Genomic DNA, 17,156 nt, shown 5'->3' on the forward strand with positions numbered 1-17,156 from the left:
GGCGCTCCTCGTCACTTGACCGCGCCCGCGGCGATGCCACGGGTCAGGGTCCGCTGGAAGATCAGGAAGAAGATGATCGCGGGGACCACGCCGAGCAGGGCGGCCGCGTTGGTCATGGTGGCGTCCATCAGCCGCTGGCCCTGGAGGACGCCGAGGGCGACCGACACCGTCTGGTTGTCGTTGGAGATCAGCATCACCAGCGGCAGCAGGAACTCGTTCCAGGTCCAGATGAAGAAGAACACCAGCAGCACCCCGATGGTCGGGCGGCTGACCGGCACCACCACCCGCCACAGCACCTGCCACTTGTTCGCGCCGTCGATCCGGGCCGCCTCGATGATCTCCCTGGGGAAGGCACCGAGGACGGAGGAGAACAGATACGTGCCGAACGCGGCCTGGATCACGGTGAAGACGAGGATCACGCTCAGCCGGGTGTCGTACAGCCCCACCTCCTTCGACAGGTAGTAGACGGGGTAGACCAGCGCCTCCTGCGGCAGCATGTTCGCCAGCACGAAGAAGGCCAGCACCCAGGGGCGGCCCTTCACCCGGCCGATGCCGATGGCGTACGCGTTGAGCACGGACAGCACGGCGGCGCCGACCGCCACCGAGCCCGAGATCAGTACGGAGTTGACCAGCTTCTGCCCGAAGTCGACCCGTTTCCAGAAGTCCTCGATCCCGTCCAGATAGAGCCCCTTCGGCAGGCTCAGCGGCCCGTTCGCGGAGTACTCGGCGGGCGACTTCACCGCGTTGAGGGCGACCACCAGGAACGGCAGCACCATCAGGACGGCCGCCACGATCAGCGCCGCCAGCACCGGATATCGCTTCACGGCCCTCACCGCTCCTGGTCCTCCGCCCTCGTCTGGAGGCGCAGGGCGACCAGGGCCAGCGCCAGGATGATCACGGTGAGCACGGTCGAGACCGCGGAGCCGTAGCCGACCTGCGTCTTCTCGAAGAACGACTGGAAGGAGAAGTACGAGGGGACATTGGTCGCCCCGCCCGGGCCGCCCTTGGTGAGCACATACACCGCGCCGAACACCTTGAGCGCGGCGATCGTGCACCACAGCAGCACCACGGAGATCTCCGGGCGGATCTGCGGCAGCGTCACATGCCAGAACCGCCGCCACCACGAGGCGCCGTCCAGCTCGGCCGCCTCGTACAGCGCCGGATCGACGCGCTGCAGCCCCGCCATGAACACCACCAGCGGAAAGCCCAGCTGGACCCAGACCATCACGCCCATCACGCTGTACAGCGCGAGGTCCGGGTCGCCCAGCCAGTCGTGGCGCAGCGAGCCGAGGCCCACCGCCTTCAGAGAAACGTTGAGGGCGCCGCTCTCGGGGGCCAGGATCCAGCTCCACACGATGCCCGCCACCGCGATCGGCAGCACCTGCGGGAGGTAGAAGCAGGCGCGCAGCACGCTCGCGGTGCGGCTGCCGAAGTGCTTGCCGACGAAGTCGAACAGCGCGGCGGCCAGCACCAGACCGAGCGCGGTCGGGATCGCGGCCATCGCCACCACCATGGCGAGGCTGTGCCGGAAGGACTCCCAGAAGGCGTCGTCGTCCAGCAGGTCCCGGTAGTTGTCCAGACCGGCCCACTCCGGGGTGCCGACGCCCTGCCAGTGGGTGAAGCTGATCCCGGTGTTCATCAGGAACGGCACGACGATGACGGCCAGGAAGGCCAGCGCGCCGGGGATCAGGAAGAGCGTGTACGGATACTCGCGCTGCCGGTTCATCCCTTCGGCGCGCCCGCCTCGTACGCCTTCTCCAGCGCGTCCAGATAGGCGCCGGGCTTCGAGTCGCCCGTCATCAGCTTCTGGGTCTCGGAGACGAGGGTGTCGTAGAAGCCGGGCACCGGCCAGTCCGGGTAGAAGGCGAGGCCGCCGCGGTCGGAGTAGGCGGTGAAGTCCTGGATCAGACTCTTGGCCTTGGGGTCGGTGATCGCGGCCGGATCGGCGGCCACGGGCACGCCGCCCTTGTTGCCCAGGGTGTTCTGGATGCCCTTCTTCATCGTGATGTCGATGAAGTCGTACGCGAGCTGCTTGTTCTTCGCGCCCTTGGGGACGACCCACAGATTGCCGCCGGAGCCGAGCGTCAGCTTCGAACCGGGGAAGGGGAACGTGCCCCACTCGTCCTTGATCTCCGACTTGAAGCGGCCGAACCACCAGCTGCCGGAGAAGAACATCGGGTACTTCCCCGCGATGAACGCCGCGCCCGCGTCCTCGGCCTTGGTGCCGCTCGAACTCTTCGCGATCCAACCCTTCTTCACCCAGTCGGCGAAGGTGGTGGCGCCGTAGGTCCAGGCGGCGTCGTGGAAGTCGGGCTTGCCCTTGTACTGCTCGTACGCGTCCACCCACGAGCGGTCGGCCTTGGACAGGGCCAGCTGGTACACGTACTGCTGGGCGGGGTATTCGGCGCCCGCGCTCGCGAGCGGGGTGACGCCCTTGTCCTTGAACGCCTTCAGCGCGGCGGTGAACTCGGCGAAGGTGGTCGGGACCTTCACCTTGTGCTTCTCGAAGAGGGTCTTGTTGAAGTAGACCATCGTGTACTCGGCGTAGTTCGGCACCCCGAACCACTTGCCGGAGCCCATCACGCCCCGCTCGTCGTACCGGCTGGTGGTGCGCACCCCCGCGCTGAGCGGTTTGTCCCAGCCGCGCTTGGTGACCTCCGGGGAGAGGTCGGTGAGCAGCCCCTGCTTGGAGAGCAGCCCGGTGGTGGCGTTGCCCTTGTTGTACTCCATGAGGTCGGGCGCGCTGTCCGATCCCAGCACCATCGAGGCGGTCTTCTGGATCTGTTCGAAGCCCTTCTCCTCGAACTTCACCGTGACGCCCGGATGGCTCTTCTTGAACTCCTCGATCGCCTGCTTCCAGGCCGCGCCCATGGCGCCATTGGGCGCCTCGTAATGCCATAACGTGAGCGTCTTGCCGTCCCCGGCCTCGTCCCCACCGCCCCCGCACCCCGCCAGGACCAGGGCCCCAGCGAGCGCGGCCGCGATGACGGCCCCCGTTCGTGTCGTCCGTTTCCGTGCCGTCAACATCCACTGCCTCCGGGAGGGTTGGGAGGAATGTGCACGTGCAACGTTCGTCGAAGCGCTTCGATGGGCAGAGGTATAGGTGTGCGCGGAGAGGTATGTCAATGGCGTTGACAAAATGGTGGGGAAGCCCGTGATTCCGGCGGGCCCCGCGGCCTCACCGCACCCCGCCCCCGCGGGTGAGAGCAAGGTTTCGTGCCGGTCACCTGGCGCCACGGGCCGGAAATCCGCTGTGCCTAGCGTCGGGCAGCGACACCGAGCACTGTGGAGGCGCGATGACTGCCCCGACCACCACCGCCGCCCGTAAGGGGGGCCGCTGGATCGAGGAGTGGGACCCGGAGGACGAGACGTTCTGGCGCGAGAAGGGGGAGCGGATAGCGACCCGGAACCTGGTCTTCTCCATCCTGTCCGAGCACATCGGCTTCTCCATCTGGAGCCTGTGGTCGGTGATGGTGCTGTTCATGGGGCCGGAGTACGGGGTCGACCCGGCCGGGAAGTTCTTCCTGGTCGCGATGCCCACCCTGGTCGGCGGGGTGCTGCGGGTCCCGTACACCTTCGCCGTGGCCCGCTTCGGCGGACGCAACTGGACGATCATCAGCGCCGCGATGCTGCTGGTGCCGTCGGTGGTGGCGGCCGTGGTGATGGAGCCCGGCACCTCGTACACCACGTTCCTGGTGGTCGCGGCGCTCACCGGGGTCGGCGGCGGGAACTTCGCGTCCTCCATGACCAACATCAACTCCTTCTACCCGCTGCGCAAAAAGGGCTGGGCGCTCGGGCTCAACGCGGGCGGCGGCAACATCGGCGTGCCGGTCATCCAGCTGATCGGCCTGCTCGTCATCGGCACGGCCGGGGCCTCCCACCCGCGGATCGTGCTGGCCGTCTACCTCCCGCTGATCGTGGTCGCGGGGGTGCTCGCGGCGCTCTTCATGGACAACCTCGCGCCGGTGAAGAACGACACCGGGGCGGCCCGGGAGGCGGCCCGGGACGCCCACACCTGGATCATGTCGCTGCTCTACATCGGCACCTTCGGCTCGTTCATCGGCTACAGCTTCGCCTTCGGCCTGGTGCTGCAGAACCAGTTCGACCGCACCCCGCTGCAGGCCGCCTCGCTCACCTTCATCGGCCCGCTGCTCGGCTCCCTCATCCGCCCCGTGGGCGGGCGGCTGGCCGACACGTACGGCGGTGCGCGGATCACCCTGTGGAACTTCGGCGGGATGGCCGCCGCGACGCTCGTGGTCGTCTACGCCTCCGCGCAGCGCTCGCTGCCCGTCTTCCTCACCGGCTTCATCGCCCTGTTCGTCCTCAGCGGGCTCGGCAACGGCTCCACGTTCAAGATGATCCCCGGCATCTTCCAGGCCAAGGCCGCGGCGCGAGGGCTCACCGGCGAGGAGGCCGCGGCCTACGGGCGGCGGCTGTCCGGCGCGGCGATGGGGCTGATCGGGGCGGTCGGCGCGCTCGGCGGCCTCGGCATCAACCTGGCCTTCCGGGAGTCCTTCGGCAGCGCCCACTCCGGCACCCCGGCCTTCGTCTCCTTCCTCGCCTTCTACGCCCTGTGCTCGGCGGTCACCTGGGTCGTGTACCTTCGCCGCACCCCGGCGGCGGCCCGGCCCGCGGGGGCCGGTGCGCCGGAGGCGCAGGCCGCGCCGCAGCCCGCCTACGCGGACGTGTGAGCCATCCGTCGCGGAGGCGTACGGTCGGAGGGTGCCCGTGACCGTACGCCCCGTTACACCCGGGAAACGTGCCGGAACCGCGTCCGACACGGGACCGCGTCAGGATGACGACTCACCCCAAGGCGCGCATACGACAGTGAACCGGGACGAGAGCCGAGAGCCAGAGCCACATGCAGCGAGACCACCAACAGGCGACGACCGTCGGACCCCTCGCGGGGTTCACCGTCGGCGTCACCGCCGCGCGCCGCGCCGATGAACTCGGCGCCCTGCTGCTGCGGCGCGGCGCGGCAGTCCTGCACGCGCCGGCGCTGCGGATCGTACCGCTCTCCGACGACTCCGAACTGCTCACCGCCACCAAGCGGCTGATCGACCACGCCCCCGATGTGGTGGTCGCCACCACCGCCATCGGCTTCCGCGGCTGGGTCGAGGCCGCCGACGGCTGGGGGCTCGGCGACGCCCTGCTGAACCGGCTGCGCGACGTCGAACTCCTGGCCCGCGGGCCCAAGGTGCGCGGTGCCGTACGGGCCGCCGGGCTCACCGAGAAGTGGTCCCCGGCCTCCGAATCGATGGCCGAGTTGCTCGACCGGCTGCTGGAGGAGGGCGTCGACGGCCGCCGCATCGCCGTCCAGCTGCATGGCGAACCGCTGCCCGGCTTCGTCGAGTCGCTGCGCGCCGGGGGCGCGGAGGTGGTCGGCGTGCCGGTCTACCGGTGGATGCCACCGGAGGACATCGGCCCCGTCGACCGGCTGCTGGACGCCACGGTCGCCCGCGCCGTGGACGCCATCACCTTCACCAGCGCCCCCGCCGCCGCGAGCCTGCTGGACCGGGCGGAGCGGCGGGGCATGCGCGAGGACCTGCTCGACGCGCTGCGCCACGATGTGCTGCCCGCGTGCGTCGGGCCCGTCACCGCGCTGCCGCTGGAGGCCCAGGACGTCCCCACCAGTCAGCCCGAACGCTTCCGGCTCGGGCCGCTCGTGCAGCTGCTGACCGCCGAGCTGCCCGGCCGGGTCCGCCCGTTGTCGGTCGCCGGGCGACGGCTGGAGATCCGCGGCCACGCGGTGGTCGTGGACGGCGAGCTGCGCACAGTACCGCCCGCCGGGATGGCCCTGCTGCGTGCCCTGGCCCGGCACCCGGGCTGGGTCGTGGCCCGCGCCGAACTGCTGAAGGTGCTGCCGGGGGCGGGCCGCGACGAGCACGCCGTGGAGACGGCGATGGCCCGCCTGCGCGCGGCGCTCGGATCGCCGAAGCTGATCCAGACGGTGGTCAAGCGGGGCTACCGGCTGGCGCTGGACGCCGCGGCGGACGCGTAGCCCTACCTGGGCCTTCGCTCCCGGGCGCGGGCCGGTGGGTGGGTTGTGCCCCTGGCGTTTCGTTTCCGGGTGCGGGCCGGTGGTCGGCTTGGGCCCACCCGTTCCGCCCTGCGGAACGATTGCCCACAACCAGGTCACCTCCCAGCCCCTCCGGGCAGTACCTCCCAGCCCCTCCGGCGTTTGAGGAGCGGGGGTGTGGGGGCGGAGCCCCCACCCGGGGCCCGGGGGCTTGCCCCCGGTTCGGGGAGGGGCGGGGTGGGGAACAAAGCGCGAGCCCCCACTGGCGGCGGGGTACCGGGGCGCGCCCCGGACGGGCACCCTGGGGGGAGCACACCCTGGAGGTGACAGGAACATGGCGGCGGACGCCTTCGCCCTGCGGTTCGACGCCGGGCGGATCTGCCTGGACCTGGTGGCCACCGTCGACGGACGCCTCAGCGAGACCCCCGTGGAACGCCTCGACGGCGTCGAACCCCTCAGGGCGTGGCTCCTCGGCACCGGACTCATCCCGCACGGCACGGCCCGCGAAGTCCTCGACGCCGTCGACACCACCTGGCTCACCCGCTTCCGGGCCGCCCGCGACCTCCTCCACCGCATCGTGCACATGGAGGTGGAGGGCAGGGCGGCGGGGCCGGACCTGGAGCGGGTGAACGCGCTCGCCGCCACCGCCCCGCCCGCCGTACGGGCCGTACGCGCCACCGACGGCACCCTCGTCGCCCGGCTCGCCGCCGCCCCCGACTGCGGGGCGCTGCTGGCCCAGGTCGCCCGCGACGCCGTCGCGCTGCTCACCGACCCCGTCGCGCGCGGGCAGCTGCGGCGCTGCGAGGGGGAGAGCTGCTCGCTGGTGTACCTGGACACCTCGCGGGGCCGGCGCCGCCGCTGGTGTTCCAGCGAGGTGTGCGGCAATCGGGAGCGCGTGGCACGCCATCGCCGCCGTCTAAACCCAAAGCACGAGCAAAACATGAACGAGTTTCAGACATGACGCAGGCCCCGGATGGGGGGACCGGGGCCTGCGGGGCGGGGTTTGGGGAGGGAGCCCTTTATGGTGGCCGACGCCCGCCCGGCGCCGGGTTCTCGGCCTCAAGTACGTGCCGTGGCCCGGCAAATGTTCACCGCGGAAGTGGGAGGAATGTCACAGGGTTGTGAATGAACTGCGGATCATTCCAGCCCGTACGCCCCTCGACCCAGCGGCTTGCGTACGCAAAGATGCCCTCGTGACCGAGAGGACGACACCGGACGACGCGCTGATGCGCGCGCTCTATGCGGAGCATGCGGGCCCGCTTCTCGCCTTCGTCCTGCGCCTGGTCGCAGGCGACCGGCACCGCGCCGAGGACGTGGTTCAGGAGACGCTTTTACGGGCGTGGCGCAATGCCGACCAGTTGCAGCGCAGCGGCGGTTCCGTACGCCCGTGGCTGGTAACCGTGGCTCGCCGCATCGTCATCGACGGCCACCGAAGCCGCCGTGCCCGCCCCCATGAGGTCGACGCGGCCCCCCTGCATGTCATGCCCGCAGCGGATGACATAGACCGGGCGCTGCGCCAGATGACCATTTCCGATGCCCTGAATGACCTGTCCGATGCGCACAGAGAGGCGCTCGTCGAGACATACTTCAAGGGACGGACGGTGAGTGAGGCTGCGGAAGTGCTGCGCGTGCCGCCCGGGACCGTACGATCCCGGGTTTTCTACGCGATGCGTGCCCTCAAGCTCTCACTTGAGGAACGGGGGGTCACGGCATGATGCCGACAGCGGACGACCAGCAGCACACCGCCGTCGGCGCCTATGCGCTCGGCGTCCTCGACGCGGCCGACGCGGCGCGTTTCGAGGAGCACCTGATCGGGTGCGACCGGTGTGCGGCAGAGCTGGACGGGCTGATGGGCATCCCCCCGCTGCTGGCGGACTACGCGACCAACGCGGACGGCACGGCCGTTCCCGACCCCGCCACCCTCACCGCCCGCCCCGGGCCCGAGCTGCTGGGCCGGCTGCTCGGCGAGGTGACGGCGAGCCGCCGTACGAAGGGCCGCAGGCGGCTCTTCCTCGTCGCCGCGGCGGGCATCCTGATCGTCGGCGGCCCGTTCGTGGGCGCGGCGCTCACCTCGGGGTCCGACGAGGGCGGTGGCGGCACGAACCCCCCGGTCGCCGCGGCCAACCCGGCGCGGGCGGCCTACGACCAGGGCAAGAAGTACAGCTCGGTGGACCCCGAGACCAAGGTGGACGCCTCGGTCTCGCTCACCCCGAAGGGCTGGGGCACCGCCATCGCGTTCAAGCTGGGCAACGTCAAGGGGCCCAAGAGCTGCGATCTGATCGCCATCGGCAAGGACGGTCACGAGGAGACCGTCACGACGTGGGCCGTGCCCGGCGCGGGCTACGGGATCAAGGACGGCGACGGCTCCCGCTGGAACAAGGAGCCGCTGTACGCGCAGGGCGGCGCGGCGATGAACCAGAGCGACATCGCCCGCTTCGAGGTCCGCACCCTCGATGGCCAGCGGCTGGCCGAGGTCAATATCTGAGTCGCGCGTACGGGTGGGTGTACGGTTGACGGCTGCCCTATGTACACAGAAGGGGGCTTGGGTGGCCGCGCAGAACGCCACGCAGAACGTCACGCACGTCAGCCGGACGGCCCCGCCGCATGACGGCGGGGACGGGGTCCGGGACCGTGAGATCCGGATCGAACAGACCCATCTGGACCGCGTGTACCGCCGCTTGGAGGAGAAGATCCACGAGGCGGAGTTCCTCATGGACGACGCCGCCAAACGCGGACAGGTCGGCACGCCGGGCGCACTCGCCGAGCGCGACGCACAGGTGTTCCGGGCCGGGGTGCACCTCAACCGGCTGAACAGCGAGTTCGAGGACTTCCTCTTCGGCCGCATCGATCTGCTCCTCGGCAAGGACGGCGAGCGCGGCCCCGACGGGGCGTACACCTCCGTGGAACCCGCCGACGACGCCATCCGGCCGGGCGCGGACGGGGACCGCGCGGAGATCGCGGAGACCCTGCACATCGGCCGCATCGGGGTGCTGGACGCCGACTACTCGCCGCTGGTGATCGACTGGCGGGCCCCCGCCGCCGCCCCCTTCTACCGCTCCACCCCGGTCGCCCCCGGCCGGGTCGTCCGCCGCCGCGTGATCCGCAGCAAGGGCCGCCGGGTGCTCGGCGTCGAGGACGACCTGATGCGCCCCGAGCTGATCGCGACCCTCGGCGGCGAGGTGCTGCCGGTGGTCGGCGACGGCGCGCTGATGGCCGCGCTCGGCCAGGCCCGCGGCCACACCATGCGCGACATCGTCGCCTCCATCCAGGCCGAACAGGACCTGGTGATCCGCGCCCCCGCCGCCTCCGTCACCGAGGTCGAGGGCGGCCCCGGCACCGGCAAGACCGCGGTCGCGCTGCACCGCGCGGCGTATCTGCTCTACCAGGACCGCAGGCGGTACGCGGGCGGCATCCTGGTCGTCAGCCCCACCCCGCTGCTCGTCGCGTACACCGAGGGCGTGCTGCCCTCGCTGGGCGAGGAGGGCCAGGTGGCGATCCGCGCGGTCGGCTCTCTGGTCGAGGGCGCCGAGGCCACCACGTACGACGAACCGGCCGTGGCCCGGATCAAGGGCTCCTCGCGCATGATGAAGGTCCTGCGCAAGGCGGCCCGCGGCGCCCTGGAGCTGCCGTCCCGCGCCCCCGCGGGCCCGGCGCCCGCCGACGACGGCCAGCTCACCCTGGACGACGTGGCCCTGACGGCATCCGACGCGCCCGGCAGAGGCGAGAGACCCGGCGGGCCGCCCGAGCGCCTGCGGGTCGTCGCCTTCGGCGCCCGCGTCGAGCTGGGCGCCGACGAGCTGCGCCGCATCCGGCAGAACGTGCTGGGCGGCACCGCGCCCGTCAACCTGCTGCGCCCGCGCGCCCGCCGGCTGCTGCTGGACGCGCTGTGGGCCCGTACGGGCGGCCCGCGCCGCTACACGGACCCCGAACTGGCCGCCGAGGCGCGCGAGGGCTTCGACGAGGACATCTCCGGCGAGGACGCGTTCACCGGCTTCCTGGACGCCTGGTGGCCCGAGCTGACCCCGCGCTCGGTGCTCGCCGCGATGGCCGACGAGAAGCGGCTGGGCCGCTGGTCACGGCGGGTGCTGAACCCGCGCGAGGCCCGTCTGGTGGCCCGCTCCCTGGCCCGGCTGGGCCCGGACGGACAGGGCCCGCTGTCGGTGCACGACGTGGCGCTGCTGGACGAGCTGCACACCATCCTGGGCGCCCCGGCCCGCCCGGCGAAACCCCGCGAGGCCGATCCGCTGGACCAGCTCACCGGGCTGGACGAGCTGACCACCTTCGCCGACCGCACCACGCCCCGGCGCGGCCGCGCGGACCGGGCGGAGCAGGAGCGCACCGACTACGCGCACGTCATCGTCGACGAGGCCCAGGACCTGACGCCCATGCAGTGGCGGATGGTGGGGCGGCGCGGCCGCCACGCCACCTGGACGGTGGTCGGCGATCCGGCCCAGTCCTCCTGGTCCGACCCGGACGAGGCGGCCGAGGCCCGCGACGAGGCGCTGGGCACCCGCCCGCGCCGCCGCTTCACCCTCACCGTCAACTACCGCAACCCGGCGGAGATCGCCGAACTGGCCGCCAGGGTCCTGGCGCTCGCGATGCCCGGCACCCCCGCGCCCCGCGCGGTCCGATCGACCGGCGCCGTACCGCGGTTCGCGCCGCTCCCGGCGCACGCGGACGGCGACCTGGGCAGCCATGTCCGCGCCGAGGCGGCCCGGCTGCTGGACGAGGTGGACGGCACGGTCGGCGTCGTCGTCGCCATGGGCCGCCGCGAACGGGCCCGCCGCTGGCTGGCCGGGCTCGGCGACCGGGTGGTGGCGCTGGGCAGCCTGGAGGCCAAGGGGCTGGAGTACGACGCGACGCTGGTGGTCTCGCCCGCCGAGATCGCCGACGAGTCACCGGCCGGGCTGCGGGTGCTGTACGTGGCGCTCACCCGGGCGACCCAGCGGCTGACGGTCGTCCCGGGCGAGCGCGACGACCCGGACCGGGAGGGCGTCCCGGACCTGCTGAGGGCCGACTGAGGGACGACTGGGGGACGGAACGAAAACGGCCCCTCCGACGGGGAATCGCTTCCGGGGATGGTTTGTTAGCCTTGCTGTGGCACCGGCTCGATCCAAGCCCCCGGGCCCAACCATCGTCGCTACGAGCGACCACTTGCCGCGAGGCGAGCATGGCGGGTCGGTGCCACCTACAACGTCATGGCGAAGAGGTCCGCGTTCTCAGCTGAGGACGCGGACCTCTTCGGCTTGTGGCCCCTTGCGGCCCTGCACGATCTGGAATTCGACCCGCTGGTCGTCGGCAAGGCTGCGGTAGCCGTTGCCGTTGATCGAGCTGTAGTGGACGAAGACGTCCGGCCCGCCGCCCTCCTGGGCGATGAAGCCGTAGCCCTTCTCGGCGTTGAACCATTTGACGGTGCCCTGAGCCATGCCCGCTGCTCCTTGTGTTCCTCGACGCCGGTGGACGTCGTTCGGCGCTGTGCGCGCCAGAGCCTAGGGGCGTGCGCTGCGGGAACGGTCCGCCTCGCCCGGCGTTCCCGCGAAGGAGTGGGGCTTTCCACTCGGCTGACCCCACCCCTGGTATGTCAGAACAATATGTCCGAAAGTCGGGCCGGGTTACCTCGTACCAGAAGGTAGGTGCAACCATCTGAGGATGTGGCCCGGCCATCTCGGGCCCGGCACACCTGGTTCAAGGGAAAGCAGAGGAAGACGGTCATGGCAACGGCGCCCAGCGTCTCGTACTCGATGACGGTCCGGCTGGAGGTCCCCGCGAGCGGTACCGCGGTCAGCCAGCTGACCACGGCCGTGGAGTCCTCCGGTGGCTCCGTCACCGGCCTCGATGTGACCGCTTCCGGCCACGAGAAGCTCCGTATCGACGTCACCATCGCGGCGAGCTCGACCGCGCACGCCGATGAGATCGTGGAGAAGCTGCGCGGTATCGAGGGCATCTCGCTGGGCAAGGTCTCCGACCGTACGTTCCTGATGCACCTCGGCGGCAAGATCGAGATGTCGTCCAAGCACCCCATCCGCAACCGTGACGACCTGTCCATGGTCTACACCCCGGGTGTGGCGCGGGTGTGCCAGGCGATCGCGGACAACCCCGAGGACGCCCGGCGGCTGACGATCAAGCGCAACAGCGTCGCGGTCGTCACCGACGGCTCCGCGGTGCTGGGCCTGGGCAACATCGGCCCCAAGGCCGCACTGCCGGTCATGGAGGGCAAGGCGGCGCTGTTCAAGCGCTTCGCCGGGATCGACGCCTGGCCGATCTGCCTGGACACCCAGGACAGCGACGCCATCGTGGAGATCGTCAAGGCCATCGCCCCGGGCTTCGCGGGCATCAACCTGGAGGACATCTCCGCCCCCCGCTGCTTCGAGATCGAGGCGCGGCTGCGCGAGGCGGTGGACATCCCGGTCTTCCACGACGACCAGCACGGCACCGCGATCGTGGTGCTCGCTGCGCTGACCAACGCGCTGCGGGTGGTGGGCAAGAAGATCGAGGACGTGCGGGTGGTGATGTCCGGCGCGGGCGCGGCGGGCACCGCGATCCTGAAGCTGCTGAGCGCCGCCGGGGTGCGGCACGCGGTCGTCGCCGACATCCACGGCGTGGTCCACTCCGGCCGCGAGGACCTGGTCTCGGCGGACCCGGACTCCCCGCTGCGGTGGATCGCGGACAACACCAACCCCGACGGTGTCACGGGCACGCTGCGTGAGGCTGTGCGGGGCGCGGACGTCTTCATCGGTGTGTCGGCCCCGAACGTGCTCTCCGGCGAGGATGTGGCGGCGATGGCGGACGACGCGATCGTCTTCGCGCTGGCCAACCCGGACCCCGAGGTGGACCCGGCGATCGCCCGCCAGACGGCGGCTGTGGTGGCCACCGGCCGCTCGGACTTCCCGAACCAGATCAACAACGTGCTGGTCTTCCCGGGTGTCTTCCGTGGCCTCCTGGACGCCCAGTCCCGTACGGTGAACACCGACATGATGCTGGCCGCGGCGGGTGCGCTCGCGGATGTCGTCCACGACGACGAACTGAATGCCAACTACATCATTCCGAGCGTCTTCAACGACAAGGTCGCGGGAGCGGTCGCCGGAGCCGTGCGTGAAGCGGCGAAGCCTGTGACCGGGACCACCGCGGTCTGAGCCGGGCACGGCGCGTCGCGGCCCTTGGGCTACCTGGGGCCGCCATAGGGTGGCGGGCAGGAAAACGACCGCCACGGCGCTTTTCGTGTGACTCTCCGGGGTTCCGGATTGGCTTTCCCGCCACAGGTGGGGGCAGGATGCGTTCCGGGCGCGAGGGTCTGAAACAGCAGACCCGGGTCCGGGGACTGTCCGAGGGCCCTGGCAGCATCGGCTTCGATCTCACGCCTAATGGCAAGATGAACACGGGAGTACAACATGAACCGCAGTGAGCTGGTGGCCGCTCTGTCCGAGCGCGCCGAGGTGACCCGCAAGGACGCCGACGCCGTTCTGGCGGCCCTGGCCGAGGTGACCGGCGAGGTCGTCGCCAAGGGCGACGAGAAGGTCACCATCCCCGGCTTCCTGACCTTCGAGCGCACGCACCGTGCCGCTCGCACCGCGCGCAACCCGCAGACCGGTGAGCCGATCGAGATCCCGGCCGGCTACAGCGTGAAGGTCTCCGCGGGCTCCAAGCTGAAGGAAGCCGCCAAGGGCAAGTAAGACGCCTGGCGACACATAGTGGGGCGGCCACCCGGTGCGGGTGGCCGCCCTTCGCCGTCCTCCACGGCCCGCTGAGTCGCCTCAGACGCCTTACGCGGCCCCTCAGGGCCCATCACCCCCGCTCAGCCCCCACGCGCCCCGTCTCCCCCGCCCCCAGCCACGCCGTGGCGGGGCCAGAAGCGGCAGACGCGGCCCCGCGGGCCTGAGCCCCCACGCACCCCGCCCGCGCGCCGGAGGCGCCGGGGGCCCAGGGGGGTGCCCGGCCACGCCCGCGCCCCGGTCGCGGCGGCTACGCCGCCCGGCGCGCCGGGCCCAGGGGTGGTGCCCCGGTTTCGGGGAGGGGCGGGTGGCGTTACACGGCGTCGGCGTCGCCCGGGAGCTCCACCTTGGCGCCCAGCTCGACCAGCTTGTGCATGAAGTTCTCGTAGCCCCGGTTGATCAGGTCGATGCCGTGGACCCGGGACGTGCCCTGCGCGGCGAGGGCCGCGATCAGGTACGAGAAGCCGCCGCGCAGGTCGGGGATGACCAGGTCGGAGCCCTGGAGCCGGGTCGGGCCCGACACGACCGCGGAGTGCAGGAAGTTCCGCTGGCCGAAGCGGCACGCCGAGCCGCCCAGGCACTCGCGGTAGAGCTGGATGTGCGCGCCCATCTGGTTCAGCGCGGAGGTGAAGCCCAGCCGCGACTCGTACACCGTCTCGTGGACGATGGACAGGCCCGAGGCCTGGGTCAGCGCCACCACCAGCGGCTGCTGCCAGTCGGTCTGGAAGCCGGGGTGGACGTCGGTCTCCAGGGCGATCGCGTTGAGCTTGCCGCCCGGGTGCCAGAACCGTATGCCCTCGTCGCCGATGTCGAAGGCGCCACCGACCTTGCGGAAGGTGTTCAGGAAGGTCATCATCTCGCGCTGGCGGGCGCCGCGTACGTAGACGCTGCCCTCGGTCGCCAGCGCCGCGCTCGCCCAGGAGGCGGCCTCGAGGCGGTCCGGGAGGGCGCGGTGGTTGTAGCCGCCGAGTTTGTCGACACCGGTGATCCGGATCGTCCGGTCGGTGTCCATGGAGATGATGGCGCCCATCTTCTGCAGCACGCAGATGAGGTCCTCGATCTCCGGTTCGACGGCCGCGTTGGAGAGTTCCGTCACACCCTCGGCGAGCACCGCCGTGAGCAGCACCTGCTCGGTGGAGCCCACCGACGGGTACGGCAGCCTGATCTTCGTACCCCGCAGCCGGTGCGGAGCCTCCAGGTACTGGCCGTCCGCGCGCTTCTCGATCGTCGCGCCGAACTGGCGCAGCACGTCGAAGTGGAAGTCGATCGGCCGGCCGCCGATGTCGCAGCCGCCCAGGCCCGGGATGAAGGCGTGGCCGAGGCGGTGCAGCAGCGGACCGCAGAAGAGGATCGGGATGCGCGAAGAGCCGGCGTGCGCGTCGATGTCGGCGACATTGGCGCTCTCCACATGGGTGGGGTCGAGCACCAGCTCACCGGACTCGTCGCCGGGGCGCACCGTCACACCGTGCAGCTGCAGCAGCCCGCGCACCACCCGCACATCGCGGATGTCGGGGACGTTGCGCAGTCGGCTCGGCGCACTGCCGAGCAGGGCGGCGACCATGGCCTTCGGCACGAGGTTCTTCGCGCCGCGGACATTGATCTCGCCCTCCAGCGGGGTGCCGCCATGGACGAGCAGGACATCGTTCGAGCGGGTCATCTGGTCTCGCGTTCCTGAGACGGGCAAGGGGCCAAAAGGCAAGACTAAACGCCTTCGAGGCCGCCCCCGTAAGGCTGTTGCACCCACGAAATGGATCGGTATGCGTCGCGCCACACTCCGTTCCGTCCCCGAAACCGACCGTCACGTGCGCCGCTCCTGCTGTCGTACGCCCCGACCTGCTCTCATACGGGTCTCGTCTTCCACTCCCCGTCCGGACCGGATATGCGGGATCATGTGGCCATGACCGAGGTGTCCTCCCTCACAGGACGGCTGCTTGTCGCGACACCGGCGCTTGCTGACCCGAATTTCGACCGCGCGGTGGTGCTGCTCCTCGACCACGACGAGGAGGGCTCCCTCGGCGTGGTCCTGAACCGGCCGACCCCCGTGGGCGTCGGGGACATCCTGGAGTCCTGGGCCGAGCTGGCCGGTGAACCGGGCGTGGTCTTCCAGGGCGGTCCGGTGTCGCTGGACTCGGCGCTGGGCGTGGCCGTGGTGCCGGGGGAGGCGGGCCGGTCCCCGGCGCGCGGCGAGGACGCCGGGCCACTCGGCTGGCGCAGGGTGCACGGGGCGATCGGCCTGGTGGACCTGGAGGCGCCGCCGGAACTGCTGGCGGCCGCGGTGGGATCGTTGCGGATCTTCGCGGGGTACGCGGGATGGGGCCCGGGGCAGCTGGAGGACGAGCTGTCCGAGGGCGCGTGGTACGTGGTGGAGTCGGAGCCGGGGGACGTGTCGTCGCCCTCCCCGGAGCGGCTGTGGCGGGCGGTGCTGCGCCGTCAGCGCAGCGAGCTGGCGATGGTCGCGACGTACCCGGACGATCCCTCGCTCAACTAGCTCCCGGCCAGGGCCATCGCGAAGAAGCGCTCCGCCAGGGGGTGCGGGCCGCGGGCCGGGATGGCCAGCCGTACGGTGACCGGCGGCGCGTTCTTGAGCCGCAGGAACCGGATCCCGGGGTGGCTGTGGCGCTGTGCCGCGGCCTCGGACACCACGCCGATGCCGTGGCCCGCTGCGACGGCCTCCAGCCACTCGTCGAAGTTGTCCGCGGTGCACGCCAGTCGCGGCCGGTGGTCCTCGGGCCACAGCTCGGGCCGGGTGGTGCCGCTGACCGTGTTCACCACCAGCGGGAACCGCGCCAGTTCGGCCCAGTCCAGCACCCGCCTGCGGGCGACCGCCGCGAGCCCGTCCGCCGCCGTACGCGCCACCGCGGCCACCCGCGCCTCGCGCAGCAGCACCCGGGAGCGCACCTCGTCGCCGAGCGGCGCCTCACCCCGTACGACCGCGACGTCGCACGCCCCGGCCCGCAGCCCGGCCAGCGGCGCGTCGCGGCGCACCAGGCGCACCCCGGCGCCGGTGGCGGCCTCGAAGGCGCTGGTGAGCGCGGCGCAGCGGTCGGGCAGCAGCGAGGTGAAGCCGAGCCGCAGCATGGCCCGGCCGCCCACCGCGCGCAGCGCGTCGTCCAGCCGGGCCAGCAGCGGGCCGAGGTCCGCGTACAGGGCCCGGCCGTCCTCGGTGAGGGCGACGCGGCGGGTGGTGCGCTCCAGCAGCCGCGCGCCCACGGTCTCCTCCAGCGCCCGGACGGTACGGGTCAGCGCGGGCTGGCCGATGCCGAGCCGGTCGGCGGCGTGGGTGAAGTTGCGCTCCTCGGCGACCGCGAGGAAGGCGCGCAGCTGACGCAGCCGGAGGGCGTCGATGTCCCGTTCGCTGTCCCGATCACTGTCCCTGTCCCGATCACTGTCCCATGCACTCATGCCGATTGAGCATAGGTCGGTCCCGG

15 protein-coding genes are annotated in these 17,156 nt (G+C 71.5%); 9 read left to right on the top strand and 6 right to left on the bottom strand.

Annotated features, from left to right (window positions below):
- Positions 1-11: 11 nt before the first annotated feature.
- From ACFZCY_RS31715 to ACFZCY_RS31725, 3 genes are read right to left on the bottom strand one after another with little or no spacing between them, the layout of a single operon-like run.
- A complete protein-coding gene (locus tag ACFZCY_RS31715; protein ID WP_391181303.1) occupies positions 12-776 on the bottom strand; it encodes an ABC transporter permease subunit in 765 nt (254 codons plus the stop codon).
- Between the two features lie 53 nt (positions 777-829).
- The gene (locus tag ACFZCY_RS31720; RefSeq protein ID WP_391180940.1) at positions 830-1,726 is read right to left on the bottom strand and encodes an ABC transporter permease subunit; all 897 of its coding nucleotides are present in this window, start codon (positions 1,724-1,726) and stop codon (positions 830-832) included.
- Complete coding sequence (locus tag ACFZCY_RS31725) at positions 1,723-3,027, bottom strand: extracellular solute-binding protein (protein ID WP_391180944.1); 1,305 nt, start codon at positions 3,025-3,027, stop codon at positions 1,723-1,725. Before ACFZCY_RS31725 ends, ACFZCY_RS31720 begins: the two co-directional genes overlap by 4 nt.
- Positions 3,028-3,296: 269 nt before the next feature.
- On the opposite strand from ACFZCY_RS31725, the gene ACFZCY_RS31730 reads away from it, so the two are divergent.
- The 6 genes from ACFZCY_RS31730 to ACFZCY_RS31755 all read left to right on the top strand — a co-directional run bounded on the left by ACFZCY_RS31730 (position 3,297) and on the right by ACFZCY_RS31755 (position 11,040).
- Positions 3,297-4,691: an MFS transporter gene (locus tag ACFZCY_RS31730; RefSeq protein WP_391180946.1), complete on the top strand. Its 1,395-nt coding sequence runs from the start codon at positions 3,297-3,299 to the stop codon at positions 4,689-4,691.
- A 170-nt stretch (positions 4,692-4,861) separates the two neighbouring features.
- The gene (locus ACFZCY_RS31735; protein WP_391180950.1) at positions 4,862-6,001 is read left to right on the top strand and encodes a uroporphyrinogen-III synthase; all 1,140 of its coding nucleotides are present in this window, start codon (positions 4,862-4,864) and stop codon (positions 5,999-6,001) included.
- A gap of 352 nt (positions 6,002-6,353) precedes the next feature.
- On the top strand, positions 6,354-6,980 hold the full coding sequence (locus ACFZCY_RS31740) for an ABATE domain-containing protein (RefSeq protein WP_391180952.1): 627 nt from the start codon (positions 6,354-6,356) through the stop codon (positions 6,978-6,980).
- 265 nt (positions 6,981-7,245) lie between these two features.
- Positions 7,246-7,734 (top strand): sigma-70 family RNA polymerase sigma factor, encoded by a 489-nt coding sequence (locus ACFZCY_RS31745; protein WP_391181306.1) that lies wholly within the window; start codon positions 7,246-7,248, stop codon positions 7,732-7,734.
- Positions 7,731-8,504: a zf-HC2 domain-containing protein gene (locus ACFZCY_RS31750; protein WP_391180955.1), complete on the top strand. Its 774-nt coding sequence runs from the start codon at positions 7,731-7,733 to the stop codon at positions 8,502-8,504. Before ACFZCY_RS31745 ends, ACFZCY_RS31750 begins: the two co-directional genes overlap by 4 nt.
- A 61-nt stretch (positions 8,505-8,565) precedes the next feature.
- Positions 8,566-11,040: a UvrD-helicase domain-containing protein gene (locus tag ACFZCY_RS31755; protein WP_391180958.1), complete on the top strand. Its 2,475-nt coding sequence runs from the start codon at positions 8,566-8,568 to the stop codon at positions 11,038-11,040.
- A 198-nt stretch (positions 11,041-11,238) separates the two neighbouring features.
- On the opposite strand, the gene ACFZCY_RS31760 is transcribed toward ACFZCY_RS31755, so the two are convergent.
- Entirely contained in the window at positions 11,239-11,445 is a 207-nt protein-coding gene (locus ACFZCY_RS31760; protein WP_055555416.1) for a cold-shock protein, read from the bottom strand.
- 285 nt (positions 11,446-11,730) lie between these two features.
- On the opposite strand from ACFZCY_RS31760, the gene ACFZCY_RS31765 reads away from it, so the two are divergent.
- The gene (locus ACFZCY_RS31765; RefSeq protein WP_391180960.1) at positions 11,731-13,152 is read left to right on the top strand and encodes a malic enzyme-like NAD(P)-binding protein; all 1,422 of its coding nucleotides are present in this window, start codon (positions 11,731-11,733) and stop codon (positions 13,150-13,152) included.
- A 255-nt stretch (positions 13,153-13,407) separates the two neighbouring features.
- The gene (locus ACFZCY_RS31770) at positions 13,408-13,689 is read left to right on the top strand and encodes an HU family DNA-binding protein (protein ID WP_009717479.1); all 282 of its coding nucleotides are present in this window, start codon (positions 13,408-13,410) and stop codon (positions 13,687-13,689) included.
- A 352-nt stretch (positions 13,690-14,041) separates the two neighbouring features.
- On the opposite strand, the gene murA is transcribed toward ACFZCY_RS31770, so the two are convergent.
- Positions 14,042-15,385, bottom strand: coding sequence for a UDP-N-acetylglucosamine 1-carboxyvinyltransferase (murA, locus tag ACFZCY_RS31775; protein WP_391180962.1), 1,344 nt, complete (start codon positions 15,383-15,385; stop codon positions 14,042-14,044).
- A 240-nt stretch (positions 15,386-15,625) separates the two neighbouring features.
- Here murA and ACFZCY_RS31780 point away from each other — a divergent pair, with 240 nt between their 5' ends.
- Positions 15,626-16,216, top strand: a complete 591-nt coding sequence (locus ACFZCY_RS31780) for a YqgE/AlgH family protein (RefSeq protein ID WP_055555530.1) — start codon at positions 15,626-15,628, stop codon at positions 16,214-16,216.
- Here the strand turns inward: ACFZCY_RS31780 and ACFZCY_RS31785 are convergent.
- Complete coding sequence (locus ACFZCY_RS31785; protein ID WP_391180964.1) at positions 16,213-17,130, bottom strand: LysR family transcriptional regulator; 918 nt, start codon at positions 17,128-17,130, stop codon at positions 16,213-16,215. The genes ACFZCY_RS31780 and ACFZCY_RS31785 overlap by 4 nt on opposite strands.
- Positions 17,131-17,156 lie beyond the last annotated feature (26 nt).

This window comes from Streptomyces sp. NPDC007983 (assembly GCF_042958345.1).
In the GTDB taxonomy this organism is placed as follows: Bacteria; Actinomycetota; Actinomycetes; order Streptomycetales; family Streptomycetaceae; genus Streptomyces.